Source organism: Vibrio sagamiensis NBRC 104589, assembly GCF_007990935.1.
Taxonomy (GTDB): domain Bacteria; phylum Pseudomonadota; class Gammaproteobacteria; order Enterobacterales; family Vibrionaceae; genus Vibrio; species Vibrio sagamiensis.
This window is the reverse complement of record NZ_BJXJ01000042.1, coordinates 1-15,946: the sequence shown is the minus strand read 5'-3', so window position 1 is coordinate 15,946 and position 15,946 is coordinate 1. Positions and strand designations below refer to the sequence as shown.

At 38.3% G+C, this 15,946-nt stretch carries 15 protein-coding genes; 11 read left to right on the top strand and 4 right to left on the bottom strand.

What is annotated here, in order from left to right:
• The first annotated feature begins 92 nt into the window (after nt 1–92).
• The 6 genes from rpsA (at nt 93) to VSA01S_RS16455 (ending at nt 7,035) form a co-directional block, all read left to right on the top strand.
• Nucleotides 93–1,763 (top strand): 30S ribosomal protein S1, encoded by a 1,671-nt coding sequence (gene rpsA, locus VSA01S_RS16480; RefSeq protein ID WP_039981255.1) that lies wholly within the window; start codon nt 93–95, stop codon nt 1,761–1,763.
• A gap of 212 nt (nt 1,764–1,975) precedes the next feature.
• Nucleotides 1,976–2,260 (top strand): integration host factor subunit beta, encoded by a 285-nt coding sequence (ihfB, locus tag VSA01S_RS16475; protein ID WP_039981257.1) that lies wholly within the window; start codon nt 1,976–1,978, stop codon nt 2,258–2,260.
• Nucleotides 2,261–2,398: 138 nt separating this feature from the next.
• Nucleotides 2,399–2,713 carry a LapA family protein gene (locus VSA01S_RS16470; protein WP_039981259.1) on the top strand — a complete coding sequence of 105 codons (315 nt, stop codon included), beginning with the start codon at nt 2,399–2,401 and terminating at the stop codon, nt 2,711–2,713.
• A 20-nt stretch (nt 2,714–2,733) separates the two neighbouring features.
• Nucleotides 2,734–3,909, top strand: coding sequence for a lipopolysaccharide assembly protein LapB (gene lapB / locus VSA01S_RS16465; RefSeq protein ID WP_039981261.1), 1,176 nt, complete (start codon nt 2,734–2,736; stop codon nt 3,907–3,909).
• An 81-nt stretch (nt 3,910–3,990) separates the two neighbouring features.
• Complete coding sequence (gene pyrF / locus VSA01S_RS16460; RefSeq protein WP_039981263.1) at nt 3,991–4,692, top strand: orotidine-5'-phosphate decarboxylase; 702 nt, start codon at nt 3,991–3,993, stop codon at nt 4,690–4,692.
• 504 nt (nt 4,693–5,196) lie between these two features.
• A complete protein-coding gene (locus tag VSA01S_RS16455) occupies nt 5,197–7,035 on the top strand; it encodes an extracellular solute-binding protein (protein WP_039981265.1) in 1,839 nt (612 codons plus the stop codon).
• A gap of 125 nt (nt 7,036–7,160) precedes the next feature.
• Here the strand turns inward: VSA01S_RS16455 and VSA01S_RS16450 are convergent, their stop codons facing one another.
• The 4 genes from VSA01S_RS16450 to VSA01S_RS16435 form a co-directional block, all read right to left on the bottom strand.
• Nucleotides 7,161–7,805: a PqiC family protein gene (locus VSA01S_RS16450; protein ID WP_050567345.1), complete on the bottom strand. Its 645-nt coding sequence runs from the start codon at nt 7,803–7,805 to the stop codon at nt 7,161–7,163.
• Complete coding sequence (pqiB, locus tag VSA01S_RS16445; RefSeq protein WP_039981267.1) at nt 7,802–9,448, bottom strand: intermembrane transport protein PqiB; 1,647 nt, start codon at nt 9,446–9,448, stop codon at nt 7,802–7,804. The genes VSA01S_RS16450 and pqiB overlap by 4 nt, the downstream gene beginning before the upstream one ends.
• Nucleotides 9,441–10,772 carry a paraquat-inducible protein A gene (locus VSA01S_RS16440; protein ID WP_039981268.1) on the bottom strand — a complete coding sequence of 444 codons (1,332 nt, stop codon included), beginning with the start codon at nt 10,770–10,772 and terminating at the stop codon, nt 9,441–9,443. Before VSA01S_RS16440 ends, pqiB begins: the two co-directional genes overlap by 8 nt.
• 236 nt (nt 10,773–11,008) lie before the next feature.
• On the bottom strand, nt 11,009–12,229 hold the full coding sequence (locus VSA01S_RS16435) for a hypothetical protein (RefSeq protein WP_039981270.1): 1,221 nt from the start codon (nt 12,227–12,229) through the stop codon (nt 11,009–11,011).
• Nucleotides 12,230–12,859: 630 nt separating this feature from the next.
• Here VSA01S_RS16435 and VSA01S_RS16430 point away from each other — a divergent pair.
• The 5 genes from VSA01S_RS16430 to VSA01S_RS16410 are packed head-to-tail and all read left to right on the top strand — an operon-like array spanning nt 12,860 to nt 15,822.
• Nucleotides 12,860–13,105, top strand: a complete 246-nt coding sequence (locus VSA01S_RS16430) for a hypothetical protein (RefSeq protein WP_039981271.1) — start codon at nt 12,860–12,862, stop codon at nt 13,103–13,105.
• On the top strand, nt 13,105–13,653 hold the full coding sequence (locus tag VSA01S_RS16425) for a type III secretion protein (RefSeq protein WP_039981272.1): 549 nt from the start codon (nt 13,105–13,107) through the stop codon (nt 13,651–13,653). Before VSA01S_RS16430 ends, VSA01S_RS16425 begins: the two co-directional genes overlap by 1 nt.
• Nucleotides 13,640–14,122 carry a hypothetical protein gene (locus VSA01S_RS16420; protein ID WP_039981274.1) on the top strand — a complete coding sequence of 161 codons (483 nt, stop codon included), beginning with the start codon at nt 13,640–13,642 and terminating at the stop codon, nt 14,120–14,122. The genes VSA01S_RS16425 and VSA01S_RS16420 overlap by 14 nt, the downstream gene beginning before the upstream one ends.
• Nucleotides 14,122–14,637: a tetratricopeptide repeat protein gene (locus VSA01S_RS16415; protein ID WP_227739621.1), complete on the top strand. Its 516-nt coding sequence runs from the start codon at nt 14,122–14,124 to the stop codon at nt 14,635–14,637. Before VSA01S_RS16420 ends, VSA01S_RS16415 begins: the two co-directional genes overlap by 1 nt.
• A 15-nt stretch (nt 14,638–14,652) precedes the next feature.
• Entirely contained in the window at nt 14,653–15,822 is a 1,170-nt protein-coding gene (locus VSA01S_RS16410; protein WP_039981275.1) for a hypothetical protein, read from the top strand.
• The last annotated feature ends 124 nt before the right edge of the window (nt 15,823–15,946 follow it).

The window sequence follows — 15,946 nt, the reverse complement described above, 5'->3', positions numbered from 1 at the left end:
AGAGCGTCGGTCGCAAGGATGATGACTGGCGAAGCCAATAACCCCATGTGGTAGGATACCCGTGGACGTTTAATTTATTGAAGATTAAATAAATGACTGAATCTTTTGCTCAACTCTTTGAAGAGTTTCTAAACGAAACAGAATTCCAACAAGGCAGCATTGTTAAAGGTACTGTAGTAGCTATCAAGAACGGTTTTGTTCTTGTTGACGCTGGTCTTAAGTCTGAATCTGCTATTCCTGCTGAACAGTTCAAGAACGCTGCTGGCGAACTTGAAGTTGAAGTTGGTGCTGAAGTAGACGTAGCCCTAGACGCTGTTGAAGATGGTTTCGGTGAAACTCAACTTTCTCGTGAGAAAGCTAAGCGTCACGAAGCTTGGATCGTTCTTGAGAAAGCTTACGAAGAAGCTGAAACTGTTGTTGGTATCATCAACGGTAAAGTTAAAGGCGGTTTCACTGTTGAACTAAACGGTATCCGTGCTTTCCTTCCTGGCTCTCTAGTAGACGTTCGTCCAATTCGTGATACAGCTCACCTAGAAAACAAAGAGCTAGAGTTCAAAGTTATCAAACTTGACCAGAAACGTAACAACGTAGTTGTTTCACGTCGTGCAGTTATCGAATCTGAGAACAGCGTTGAGCGTGATGAACTTCTAGAAACTCTACAAGAAGGTTCTGAAGTTAAAGGTATCGTTAAGAACCTTACTGACTACGGTGCATTCGTTGATCTAGGTGGTGTTGACGGTCTTCTACATATCACTGATATGGCTTGGAAGCGTGTTAAGCACCCATCTGAAATTGTTAACGTTGGTGACGAGATCCAAGTTAAAGTTCTTAAGTTCGACCGTGAGCGTACTCGCGTTTCACTAGGTCTTAAGCAGCTAGGCGAAGATCCATGGGTAGCAATTGCTAAGCGTTACCCAGAAGGTCACAAGCTAACTGGTCGCGTAACTAACCTAACTGACTACGGCTGCTTCGTTGAAATCGAAGAAGGCGTTGAAGGTCTAGTTCACGTTTCAGAAATGGATTGGACTAACAAGAACATTCACCCATCTAAAGTTGTTAATGTTGGCGACGAAGTTGAGGTTATGGTTCTTGAAATCGACGAAGAGCGTCGTCGTATCTCTCTAGGTCTGAAACAGTGTAAAGCTAACCCATGGCAGTCATTCGCTGAAGCTCAAGCTAAAGGCGACAAAGTTACTGGTAAGATCAAGTCTATCACTGACTTCGGTATCTTTATCGGTCTAGAAGGCGGCATCGACGGTCTAGTTCATCTATCTGACATTTCTTGGAATGTTACTGGCGAAGAAGCGGTACGCGAGTACAAGAAAGGCGACGAGATCTCTGCAGTTGTTCTAGCAGTAGACGCTGAACGTGAGCGCATTTCTCTAGGCGTTAAGCAAATGGAAAACGACCCATTCAATGCTTACGTTGCTGATAACAAGAAAGGTGTTCTAGTTAACGCTACGGTAACTGCTGTTGACGCTAAAGGCGCTACAGTTGAAATCGCAGAAGGTGTTGAAGGCTATATCCGTGCTTCTGAAGTCTCTCGCGATCGCGTAGAAGATGCTTCTCTAATCCTAAGCGTTGGTGATGTTGTTGAAGCTAAGTTCACAGGTGTTGACCGTAAGAACCGCGTTATCAACCTATCTGTCAAAGCGAAAGATGAAGCTGAAGAGCAAGAAGCAATGGCATCTATCAACAAGCAAGATGAAGCTGCTTTTGGTAATGCTATGGCTGACGCTTTCAAAGCTGCAAAAGGCGAATAATTAATCGCTTAAGCTAAAAGGAGCCGAAAGGCTCCTTTTTTATGCGTATCTGCTTTTGAAGTAGTAATACTAATGTTGATAAACTATGCTAAGGGCATGGCATATATAAAAACTTACTTTGAGTAAAACTTGCCTAAATACACTAGCAAGTGTTTGTTGGAATTAGTATTACTTACTATAATAAGTAACAAAGATACCCAAAGAGGATAACTATGACTAAATCAGAATTGATTGAAAGACTCTGTGCTGAACAAACTCATTTATCAGCGAAAGAGGTAGAAGACGCGGTAAAAGATATTCTGGAGCAAATGGCCTCAACCTTAGAAGGCGGTGACCGCATTGAAATTCGTGGTTTTGGCAGTTTCTCTCTCCATTTTCGTGAACCTCGAGTCGGTCGTAACCCTAAAACGGGTGATAAGGTTGAACTAGAAGGTAAACACGTACCACATTTCAAGCCGGGCAAAGAGCTTAGAGAACGAGTCAATATTGGCAATTAGATACCTTTAGCGGTTCAAAAAGCGGCATACATCAGAGTATGCCGTTTTTTTACCACTCGAATATTGGTATTATTCGTGGTTTAAAGTAACATTTTGCTGCATAATCTTAACCACTTACTCCTAAAAGGTTGATGGAATATGAATATTACCACCATTATAAAAGGTACTGCTATTTTAGCACTTTTTCTTGTTGCACTTGCCTTCGGTTCGCAGAATCAAGAGCTTGTTACTTTCAGCTTTTTGATCGCAAAAGGTAACTTCCACCTTTCAACCTTATTAGGGCTGGCTTTTATTAGTGGCTTTGCAGTATGTACTCTTGTTTCTTTATGGATGCAAATGAAGCTAAAACGTCAAGTTAAAGTCTTGAGAAAAAAGTTACGTAAATATGAACCTAACGATGAAAAGCCAAATAAAAAGGCATCATCAAAGTCAGTTGCAGTAAATAAAGCATAATAGACAAGGCCTGATCTTCAATGCTGGAATTACTCTTCTTGCTATTACCAATTGCTGCTGCTTACGGATGGTACATGGGCCACCGAAGTGCTCAGCAAGATAAACAAGAACAATCACATCAGATATCGCGTCAGTATGTGACGGGTCTTAACCTACTTTTATCTGACCAATCTGACAAAGCTGTTGATCATTTTATTGAATTACTGCAAGTCGATAATGAGGCCATAGATACTCATCTAGCTCTTGGGAACCTTTTTCGCTCTCGCGGTGAAGTGGACCGCGCAATTAAGATTCATCAAAACCTCATATCTCGCTCTGGTTTGACTCTAGACCAAAAGAATCTTGCTCTTCAGCAGCTTGCAAAAGATTATATGGCATCAGGTTTCTTGGATCGTGCTGAAAAGATTTTTGAACAACTGGTTGAAGAACCAGAACATCGTAATAGTGCTTTACAGCAGTTAGTGACAATATACCAGCAAACAAGAGAATGGGAACAAGCAATTCATTATGCGGGTATGCTAGCTAGAATGGGGAAAAATCGTGTTCGTATGCGTGTTAATATTGCTCACTTCTGGTGTGAAGAGGCAATACTAGAGCAGAGCAATGGAAATACTTCTAAGGCTATTCAGTACTTTAAAAAGGCGTTATCAGAAGACGCTAAGTGTGTACGTGCAAGTATCGCTTTAGGCAAAATATATCTTGAATCAGAAGACTATAAACGCACTATACATTATATGACAGGGGTTTTAGAGCAAGATAAAGATTTTGTCAGTGATGTATTGCCGACGATTGCAGAATGCTATCACCATTTGGGGCAAGAAGATGAACTGGTTGAATTTTTACGCTTGTGTATTGAGAGAAAAGCCGGAGTTTCTGCGGAATTAATGTTAGCTCAGCTTGTTGCTCATCATGAAAATTTAGGAGCAGCCCAAGATCTTCTAACAAAGCAGTTATTGAAAAACCCCACCATGAAAGGCTTTTATCGTTTGATTGATTATCATATCGCTGAAGCTGAAGATGGAAGAGCAAAAGACAGTTTATCAACGCTGCAAGCCATGGTTGGCGAGCAATTGAAAATCAAACCCCATTATCGATGTAGAAAATGTGGTTTTTCGACTCATTCACTTTATTGGCACTGCCCTTCGTGCAAAGGATGGGGAACGATTAAGCCAATCCGTGGATTGGATGGTGAATAACTTCAATGCAGTTGACAAATTTGTCCACTGCATTTTTTTACCCTTTTATTTAACTAGAACCAAACCTCATGAGGAGATTAAATGATCGACCAAAAAGTTATCGTCGCACTGGATTATGATAATCAATCAGAAGCACTTTCGTTTGTAGATAGAATTGATCCTGCGTCTTGTCGCCTAAAAGTTGGCAAAGAAATGTTTACGCTATTTGGTCCTAGTTTTGTTCGTGAGTTACACAGTCGTGGCTTTTCAGTCTTCCTAGACTTAAAATTTCATGATATCCCAAATACATGTTCAAAAGCAGTTCGTGCTGCAGCAGAGCTTGGTGTCTGGATGGTGAATGTTCACGCTAGTGGTGGTGAGCGTATGATGGCTGCATCTCGTGAGATCTTAGAACCTTATGGTAAAGAGCGCCCATTATTGATTGGTGTGACGGTACTCACCAGCATGGAACAAAGTGACTTGGCTGGTATTGGCTTGAACATCGCACCTCAAGATCAAGTGGCTCGCTTAGCCGCATTAGCTAAAAGCTCAGGTTTGGATGGTGTGGTATGTTCTGCACAAGAATCTTCCCTGTTAAAAAATGAATTAGGTAAAGAATTCAAACTGGTAACACCAGGTATTCGTCCTGCTGGCTCTGCACAAGGTGATCAACGCCGTATCATGACTCCCGTTGATGCGATGCAATCGGGCGCTGATTATCTTGTTATTGGCCGACCGATCACTCAAGCACCAGACCCAGCAAGTGTTTTACAATCAATCAATGATAGCTTGACCACGGTATAATTTATATTGGTTATGTTACAAACTAAACAAGCTCAAGACACTCGAATCAAGAGTCTTAGATTGCTAGGATAACTTTTGCAATGATTAAAAGCGGAGCCTTAAGGTTTCGCTTTTTTATTTACTTGTCTTGATAGCCAGCAACCTCGCTCTGAATCAAGCACCTTGAGGTCACTTGGATATAAATAAAATATGAAGTAATTTGGGCATACAAAAGCAATAGGCTGAGATTTAACTATATTGTGAGGGGAACAAGGGCGATGTTATCGCTCAAAGATCGTTGGAAATATTAAGGTAAGCAAAAGTGTAACGATGCATGAGTAGCTGGTTGCTTTATAAATACCCAAACAATACGATGGACTGCTTTATATCTAAGAACCCTCAATGAGATGCTCGTAAAGGTCATTTTTTGAATCAAAGCACCTTGAGACCACTTGGGTATGTAAGGGTTAGGGACGCAAACCAAGATATCATACTTACTCGTAGACGAGAGACAAGGAAGTAACCATGAAAAAAATTAAGCAGCTTATTACCTTAGCATCAATGCTTATGGTAGGCTTTCAAACTCAAGCAGGCCAACTCCCCAATGATATAGAGTGGGTCTCAAACAATAATGAACCTCTTTTTGCCTCTGATGAAGCATTAAGAGGAGGAACATTGCGCACTTATATCACCACCTTTCCTCAAACATTACGCAGTGTCGGCCCCGATGCAAATTCAGGCCTGCGTCAATATTTAATGGATGGCGCTCCTAAGTTAGCGCAACGCCACCCAAATACTGGTAAATGGATCCCGCAGTTGGCGAAGGCTTGGGCTTTTGGCGATGATCATAAAACGGTTTATTTCCAGTTAGATGAAACGGCTAAATGGTCCGATGGAGAGAGCATTACCGCAGATGATTATCTCTTCATGATGAGATACTACACATCGCAAGATATCATAGACCCTTGGTATAATGACTTCTTCACAAATAGTGTTCTAAGTGTGGAAAAAATAGATGAATTTACCATTAAGGTAAATCTAGCGGTTGCTCAAAGTCAAGATGCCCTTATGGTTTTGATTAACATGCCAAGTAATGGTTTTCAGCCACGGCCAGAGCATTTCTTTAAAAATAAAACCGATAAAAATAATGATGGCATGCCTGATAATTTCGTACGTAAATTTAACTTTAAAGCAGAACCCACTGCTGCCCCATATTATTTAGACAAAGTTAAGAAAGGTAAAAGCGTCACTTTTAAACATGTTGGTGAAAAATGGTGGGGTTACAATAATCGTTATTACAAAAATCGATACAATGTTGATCAAGTTCGCATCACTGTGATACGTGATGAAGATATTGCCCTTAAGCATTTTGAAAAAGGTAAACTTGACTATTTTGAGATGGTTTTACCTCATTTCTGGCATGATAAATCCAATGGTGATGTCTACAAAAAAGGGTATATCCAGAAGTACTGGGGGTTTAATCAAGCACCTCAAGGAGCTGGAGGGTTGTGGATGAATACTGCCATGCCTCTGCTGGATAATCTCGACGTTCGAAAAGGTATCATCGCGGCTTCTGACTTTGATGGTATGATAAAGAACATAATGCGAGGTGATTATCTACGTAAGCCCCATGCGCTTGGTTTTGGTCATGGCAAATATGATAGTCCAAACAATATTCCGCCAAAGTTTAACCCTGAGCAAGCCATTAAACATTTCGAAAGCGCCGGCTTTACACAAATTGGTGCTGACGGCGTACGTATTAATGATAAAGGACAGCGATTGAGTTTTGCGATTACTTATGGATACCAATCACACACCCCACGCATTGCCTATTTGAAAGAGCAAGCAAAACTGGCAGGATTAGAGTTTAATTTAAATTTAGTCGATGGCTCATCAGCATTTAAATATATCCTTGAGAAGAAGCATCAACTGGCATTTTTAAATATGGGAGGAGGGGAAATCCCATCTTATTGGGAATACTTTCACTCAGATAACGCCAACAAGCCACAGACTAATGCTCATACTAACTACAGTAGTGAAAGTTTAGATAAACTTATTGAGTCATATGACAATGAGTTTGAACAAGAGAAACGTTATCAGCTTTCCCGTCAAATACAAAAATATGTGGAAAATGCAAATGTTATCGTTCCTGGCTATATGGTGCCTTATACTCGAGATGCACACTGGCGTTGGTTGAAAGTTGCCCAAGGAGGAATGACCAAACATACTGAGTGGATGTTCCATCCAATGGATATCGGTAATTTTTGGATAGATGCTTCAGACAAAAAGCAAACACAAAAAGCGATCAAAAGTGGGCAAGTTTTTCCTGAGGTAACCGTGATTGATGAGCATTATAAGCTCTAATTGAACCTTGGTCCCAAACCAGATTCAATGGATTTGGGACCTCATTTATTCTCGTAATTTCAATGTGAGTTGACCTTTTGAGCTGATGAGCTTTGAACTGATGATAGCAGTAAACGTTGAATATTTTATTTAGGCGGTGCAGTAGCCGAGAGTGATGAGGCCAATCTATCTGTGACTTTACTCAAGGTATCTGAAAGTGCATCAACCAGTGCATCGTAGCCATCGGCTTCTAATGACGTCCTCATGTTGATTGGTTCCACCATGATGATTTTTCCGTCATGATTGACCAATTGCCATTCTCCTTGGATAGAAGCACCTCCCTGATAATTACCATTAAATTGTGTTAAATTGATCTGTAATTGGTCAGCTTGACTTTGATTTACAAGGTTATTGACTGCAATAGGCCAATAATTTAACGGCTTGCTGCTTATGTTTTGTTTGTTTCTTAATTCATTGATAATACGCTGTGTTAATTGTTCTGAAAGGTCATTTGCCCATTGATGATATCGAGCCTGAACGATTTCATTCGGTGAAGTTTGATATACGATCCCATGGCCATTCAGAAACGCAGTAAGTTTAACTGGGCGTACAACAAGGTAAGGCTGAGATAAATCGGCTTTGAACGGTTGATCAACCTTAATTGTTTCATTAACCGCAGTGGGCAAAAGATACTGCTTTACCACGGTATCAGATGAGCTGCTGCATCCTGCGATTAGAGTGGCAAATAATAGTAGGTGCAGTTTGCGGATTACGGATTTCTTATCGCTCATTGTTGGCCTCTTACAGGGATGGGGTCTTCGATTGACTTCTCACCAAAAACCAAGGCATTAGGTTTTGTATTCAACTGTTTGAGAATGGGTTTAAATTCCATCATAACTTGGTCCAGCTGTTTTAGGCTTGATTCCATTTCATTATACATTGTCGAATTAGGCCCATAACCATCGATTGTCTGTTGTAATTGATCAAGGCTTTGGCGAATATCATTAGGAATCGCTTGTGTACCTTCCTGATTGAGCAGTTTGTCCACACTATCTGCCACTCGATTTATCGTCGCTAAAGTTTGCTCAGAATGTTTAAGAGTTTGGTTAAGTGATTCTACCGTGGTCTCTATAGGTAACTGATTTACTTTGTTGAGGAAATCATTCACTTGACGTTGAACTTGAGTAAATCCCCCTGGTTTAGTCGGAAAAATATCATACTCTTTATATTTACTCGGTGTATATTGGGAGGGGTGTTGATAGAAGTCGGTATCGATATAGAGTGCACCGGTTAAGAGATTTCCTGTTTTTAACGTACCTCTAAGCCCTTTAGAAAACTCTTTTATTAGAGCGGCTCGGAGCTTCGGTAATGCTTCATTATTGAAGTTTCGATAAATTCGCCCCATTTCTATCTGGATCAATACTGGAATACGTGATGCGGATATGTCTTCTTCGGGAGTGGGTAAGTTCATTGGTACTTTCATTACAGTCCCAATTCTTAAACCTCGATATTCAACAGGAGCTTTTGGTTTTAAGCCTCGCACTGATTCTTCGAACATCATGACAAACTTAAGAGATTTATCATACATACCTTCACGTATTTGCTTTTTATCATCGTAAAGACGAAAATGCACTAAGTCTTTGAGCAACGGCTCGCCGTTACTCTTTCCTGCAATTGACCCAAAAGTTACTCCACCTGACAAAATACTTTCAACTGACCCAAATTTGACATCAAAACCTTCTGCATTGAGCTGAATATCAATACCTGAATTTAACCAGAAATGAGTTTTGGTCCGAACTAAATTATCATAAGGTTTAAAAATAAATAATTGATATAGCGCCTTGCGCTTTTTTACGTCAAATGTTGCAGATTCCACTCTTCCGACAGTAAAACCTTGGTAAATCACAGGATCACCAATATTCAGTTTCCCAGCATCTTTGTGAGTCAAAATTACTCGAAGCCCTTTGGCGTCAGGAGGTGCAACAGGAGGAACATTTAGAGCTGTAAAATGATGTTGTTTTTGTTTGTCGTGACCTGGCTGGAGTTGAATATAAGCACCGGATAAGAGTGTCTCTAGGCCTGAAACACCTTCGCGTCCTATCCGTGGTTTTACAACCCAAAATAAAGAGTCTTTGCGTAACATTCTTTCTGCATCTTTATTCATTTGTGCTTTGGCAATAATATGATCGTAGTTTTCACTAAGTCGTATCTTAGTAATTGTACCGACTTTAACATTCAGTGCTTTAATTTCAGTTTTATTAACTTCAATACCTTCAGCGGTAGGCAAGATAAGAGTGATTTCTGGGCCTTTACTCGCAATATATTGGGTCAGCATCCATCCCCCTATAGCTATCGCTAATAATGGAATGATCCAAATTGCGGAGATTTGCTTCTGATGTTTTATTTGAGCGGTTATTTTGCTGTTATCACTCATGATCGACGATCCCAGTTAACTGGTTAGATAGATGTGATTGTTTATCTTTTGGAGGTGCTTGCCATAAAATACGAGGATCAAATGTCATTGCGGAAAGCATGGTTAAAATAACAACTGCTGCAAAAGAAAGAGCTGCAGGCCCAGGGAAAATAGCCATGAAATTTTGCAATTGTACTAACGCAACTAAAATAGCGACGACGAAGATATCAATCATAGACCAGCGACCAATAAGTTCTGTGATTCGATAAATTTTGAGTCGAGACAAGCTTTCTTCAGGTATCAAATAAGATGTTCTTTGAGCATTATAATATAGCCAGCTTAATGTCAGCATTTTAGCCATTGGAATGAATATGCTTGCGAAAAAAATGACCGCTGCAACAGGATAAGATTTCAGCTGCCAGAGCAAAATCACACCCTCTAATATAGTGGAGCCTTGTGAATATCCAAGGCTAACAGTGTACATCATCGGATATAAATTTGCTGGAAGATACAATATCGCTGATGCTAATAATAAAGCCCAAGATTTTTGCAAATTTATTTTGGGATCATAAAGATTGAGGGGAGAACGGCATCGAAGACACAATCTAACTTTACCTGAGTTTATAGGATTAATTTGGTGACAAGTATGACACCCAATATGATTGTGGCTAAGGTGGCTTTCACCGGCATGTACGTTAGGGATTTTTTTTATAGGAATAAAATGTCCCCAAAGCCAGCTTTTATCCACCATAGTGATGCATTTAACTACTAAAACGGCGTAAGCACAAAAAGCCCAAAAAGCCCCGCCCATACTTACACTTGCTAAAGCTGAAATCTTAATTAGGCTAACCAATACCCCAATAAGAAACACATCCACCATTAACCAAGGTTTAATGTGAAACAATATTTTACATAATATTCTTGCTAGCATGGCTAGTCTTTTACTTAAGGGTAGCCGAGGAGAGCGAGCTGCCCAAAGGTGCATAAACAAAATAAGGCTGATATAAAGTGCTGGCAAAACGAGAACAGTTACTAAAAGCAAGCCACCAAGCAAGATATTGTGGAACTCGGCCAGCATCTTTGCCGCATGCAAAAGAGTGATTTGTTGTGTTATTCCTTGAACGCTAAAAGACATAAAAGGGAAAGAAAGACTTAAAATCAGAGCGACGAGGCTAGCTATTGAGATAGCAATAACACCTTGATAAGGTCTCGCATAAATCTTGGTTAATGAATATTGACATTGAGGACAATGAGCGCTTTGACTAGGCTTTATGATTGGGATATGTACGACTAGACCGCACTCTGCGCAGGCAATGAGTTGATGAGAGTTAGGTTGAACGTGCATGTATAAGACTTTAATTAATTAACTTAAATTAAGCATACTCTGTTTTGTATTGATACCCAAGTTACATTAAATAGTAGCATTCAATATTGTTACTACTTACACATAATGCAACAATAAATGTTTTGAAAGGACAGAATTGTTTGGCGATTTATGAGAAAGACGCTTTACTCCTTCACAACGAGGTTTGTATTCGTTGAAAGGGTGCCAATTAAGCTTTAAATCGGCACCTAAAGTAATTAGATGTTTCTAGTAATTGCCAAACGCTCATCACGTATCACACTTAACCAGTATTTCAATGTTTGCTGAAGCATTTTTATTTGATCACTAATATTTTGTAATTCTTTTACTTCCTCTTCGGTAAGCGCCCTGCCAGGAAAGTCTTCAAATATAGAATTTAAATAAGATGCTGGGATCCCAACTTCTGGATAATAGTTAAATGATCCATCGTCTTGTTTTTCCCAATGTTCGCCATCTACAGCATATAAGTAATCATATATGTTTGAATATAGATTATCTGGTTCTACTATATCTATTATATCCATCATATCTGACAAATTTCCTGAGACGACTTTCAGGTATTGATCAGGGGTTATTCCCATCTGAGCGGCAAAACTTAAAATGACTAAAGTATTTGCAGGTGATAAATATTCAGCACCAACTGTTTCATTAATGCCCACACCCCACCAATGGGTAGTTCCAACTGCCCACCCTTCACCGTTTGTGACGTATGGATCAAGGTTCATACCTGTTTTAAGCTTTTCTATTCCACCATGACTATTTATTGCTAAAAAACATTTTTCAGCTACACTCCCCGCTGGTGGAAGACCTTTATTCGATAGCTTTTGATATATGTAATCATAATCAAACTTCATCTTAGTTGGATCTCCATTCAAGCCGCCCATATATTTATGGCTACCGCTACCAGTAAATTCAAGGAGGTGACCCATAGATTCAACGAACTGTGGATCATTCAAAAGATCACTAAAACCTGGGTATGCGTCAGGGTTATTTCTCATTTCAAGAAGAGCTAATTGAAATAGATCTTCTAATTCACAGTTTGAGAAGCCATCTTCTCCTCTAGCTAAAATATTATCTAGCATTTCTTGTAACGCGGCACCAATTACAGGTTGACCACCTTCAGTCCAAGCCATCATTGCTCCTAGTCTTTCATTATAAGACTCGATAGCGTTAGCAAGTGCACATGCTATGGCGAATTCTGAATTCATAGTACCAACGACCATTGCGACTAATGCTTGCTGGTGAGCTGCGATTTGCTTAAGTATACTTATGTTGCCCGGATTTTTATCGAGGAGGGCTAATGAAGAGTCTATTGATTCAAAATCTTTTTCTACTTTATGTGCTTGAGCTAATAGAATTTCGGGTTGTTGGGCCTCTAATTGCGGTTTTTTCTGTTCGTTTGTACTTGAATATACAATTGTTGATTGGTTAATTATCATAATTACCGTAAATTTCAGCAAGATTTTCTTAAATTGTAACATTTTGGAAGTTGGGTTAAATGTGATTTTATATGGTTTTATTTGATATTAATGCTTTATAACATCAAAAATTAACGGGTTACAGAAAATGAAAAAAAAGTTAACGAATACTGAAAAGTTACGTTAAGGCTAGTAATAATGTTCCTTTTGAAATAAGGGATATTTTTCCTGGATTAAAATTCTTTATATATTTAATTCTTATGTGCTCTAAGCGTCATAAGTTGCTGATTTTTGTTATCTTATAATGCTAGAGTTTTCGACCCTTCAAACTCTCACTCGTGAAAATGCATCCTTTGTCTTTTTTATTGAGATCATATCATTCATTCGTTTTGTACTACCTTTTAGCACGTGAAAATTAAGAGTGTTTTTTATAAAATTGAAGTTTGTGAAAATTACAGCAATATCAGTAACATATATTCCCTTTATGTTTTTTTGTATTTTATTTTTACCTGAAAAATCATGTTTTTTATGGGTTGTTGAGATTAATTGATTTTTTTCACAACTATTCCAAAGAACACATTAGAGTTTTTGTCGCATGTAGATAAAATAATAATATTAAATCTATAAGACCTTATGCTCGCAGGAGTTGATATGCCAACCTTAAAAATTGAACAAATTCAACCTTCCATCATGGAAGAGACATTTAATAATGTTGGTGAAGGATTTCAGGAAGTACTTGATAACCTAGAGCGTATTAATTCTCGTCAAGCTATTTCGGCTGGAGATTCATTAGCCATTCAACAATCTTTATTTCATTACAATATGTACCAGGAGACAGTGACGAAAATTGCCTCTAAATCCGCCAACGCAATTAATGAAGTTATGAAGGCGCAATGATGAAAAGATTTTGGATGATATTTATTGCGTTCTTACTAACGGGTTGTAATGAACAAGGAACGATTCAAATTGCTAGTTTTGAATCTGCTGATATTGCGAACAAAGTCGTAGTGTTACTAGAGCAACAAAGTTTATCCACAACGTTAGAGAAAAGCAAAGAAGCTTATGAAGTTTATGTTGACAAGCTCCAAGAAGTAAAGGCGCGACGATTATTGAGTCAATTTAACTTCTATTTTCAGCGTGAAGACCTTAATGATTTACTTGAGTCCAAGTTTGCTAGTCTGAGTAAATTAGAGGTAGTAAAAGGAAACTTACTTGAAAGTCGTGAAATTTATAACAAGTTAAGTGTTATACCTAATGTTTTGCGAGCTAGTGTAGTCGTGACTGGTGATAAAAATAAACGTATCTCCGTTCTGATTATGAGCTTTCAGGAAATAGATACCGTTAACAAAAATAATATTGAACGATTTCTTAAGGGATTAATTGCTGAGCAAGATACCCTCACTATTAGTTATTTTGTGCAAATGACGACACATGAAAACACATAAGAAGCGTCATCAAAAATTACTTCATCATTGCTTGACTCAACGTGTACTTTGTCCAACGTCATTTTCCATTTTGACGAATCTTACAGATGAAGAATGTCAGCGTTGGCTATCAAGTAATCTTGGTGAGGTTAGGCATATTGTGACAACACTTGGTCTGATGCTTGAATACCAGAGATATCGTGAAACTAAAAATAGTTTGGCATTTATACAAGTTCGTCGAGTATTAACGCAGAATTTATATTTATGGTCTGATGCAATGGGCGCTCAAAACATACCGCCAGAGTTTGACACTCAGCAACTTGGTTTGATGTTGCTTGCCGAATACGACAATCGTTTGGCTGTATTGTGGTCTATACGTCTAAAAATGAAGATTCCATCAACAACGATAACTGTGAGAAGCAAATTGCGGTTATGCGGTGCTGTAAATCAAGTATTGACACCGCTACTGAATAAATCGGGAATAAACTAATGTATTCAAAAAAAGTTGAAATGAATAATAAAGCAAAGATTGAATTTGGTAAAACAGGGGAAGAGTTTTATTCCTTACTTGATGGAAAAATAATTGAACAAGAGATAGCGCGTTTACGTAAATCAGAAAAAATCACAACAGATCAGCTAAAAACAATATTTGAACTTGGCGTTGATTTTTATAATAACTTTCAGTTTAAAGAAGCAGAGATTATCTTTGCTGCTTATAGCTCATTGAACCCTTATGATCATAGAGGCGTTGGCTGCTTGGCGGCAATTTATTTAGAGAAGGGCTTATTTACTAAGGCACTGGATGCTTTGAATGTGTTAAAGACATTTCCAACTAACGACTTAGATGAGACTTTTCTTAACATATCTCTTTGTCATTATAAGCTTGAAGAGCACCTGCAAGCCGCTGCTATATTGATTATTGTTCAAGAAAGTAATCTAACTGAGTTCAATAAGACACGCTTCGATTACTTACAACAGCAGCTAAAACCTTATTTATCTAATTAAGTTAAGGAATCTCCAATGAGCTCAAGTTCTATAAATTCATCTTCTTATTTAAACAGGTTTGGTAGTCAATCGTTCAATGATGAATTGAATTCGAAGAATCTTCAAATCGAGTTAATTGACCAAGCAGACGCTGGGCTTAAAAAAATTGATGAATTCTTTATTTTATTGGAAAAGCAACCAGCAAATGCTCAAATTTTAGAGATGATAGCTTCACACCAACAGCAATTAATTTTGAGTATTGTTGGTAATATTAATTCTGAATTTGCTATTGCACAAATGTTAGCACAGGGTATTGAAGCTTTAGGTCATCAACTCGAAGTTCTTCAAGGCTGGACTAATGGTAAAATTGGGATGTTCGAAAATGCTATGGCAGAAATATTTGAAGCTATGAAAGCGAATGGTGCTAATTCAGGTTATTCATTAGAAGATTTATTTCAATTAGCTATTATGGATTTTATGTCTCATGGTTATGGTTCTGACATGGATGATATTATGAGGCACTTTCTAGAAAGTACTGGTTCAGGTTCACATGGCTATCATGAATATTGGAATGGTAGTAAGTTTTCGGCGAATTGCGAAGATCTTTTCGAATACATGATGCAGAACGCACCTCAGGGAAGTTTGTGTCAAAGTATCTTAAATTATATGAATAATAATTGTGGTGGCGTCGATAGTTTAATTGATCAATTTAAAAATAATTTTAATGAGCAAGGTGGTTTTGTTTGTGATCCTGACTATGGCGATGAAAACGGTTTATCGCCAATGCTAAGATTAGCTCTAATGTCAGCATATCTTTCTAAGCATCCTAATGTCGATCAATCAACCATTAACTTATTTCTCACTGGATCGATCGGAGAACTAAATAATTTTGTTACTAAAAATACAAATTTCTCCGGTGCAATGGATTTTCTATTTAAAAATGACGGATATGAGAATGATCCAGAACATGACGGTTGGAGAGCTGTAGGACAGCATAATCACCAAGTTATAGATTGGGAAGGGACAGGTTTAGGTGCGGATTATTTCAAAGAAATGTACAGCAATTTTCATCCGAGAGAGTTAACTGATGACGAAGTCAAAGAAATACAAAATATCAGTGACCAATTAAAAATGATGCAAGAGACACTTAAATATTGGCTATCCGTTATTCGTGATGAGCAATTATCAATCGGAAGAAATATATAGGTAAAAAATGAATATAGATAGTTTACTAAACACAAATATAAAATATGAGTCTTTAGATAATGCATCACTATCAAAACTTTCAACTCTAGATAGTGAAAAGTTTGATAAAGCAAGCCATCAATTA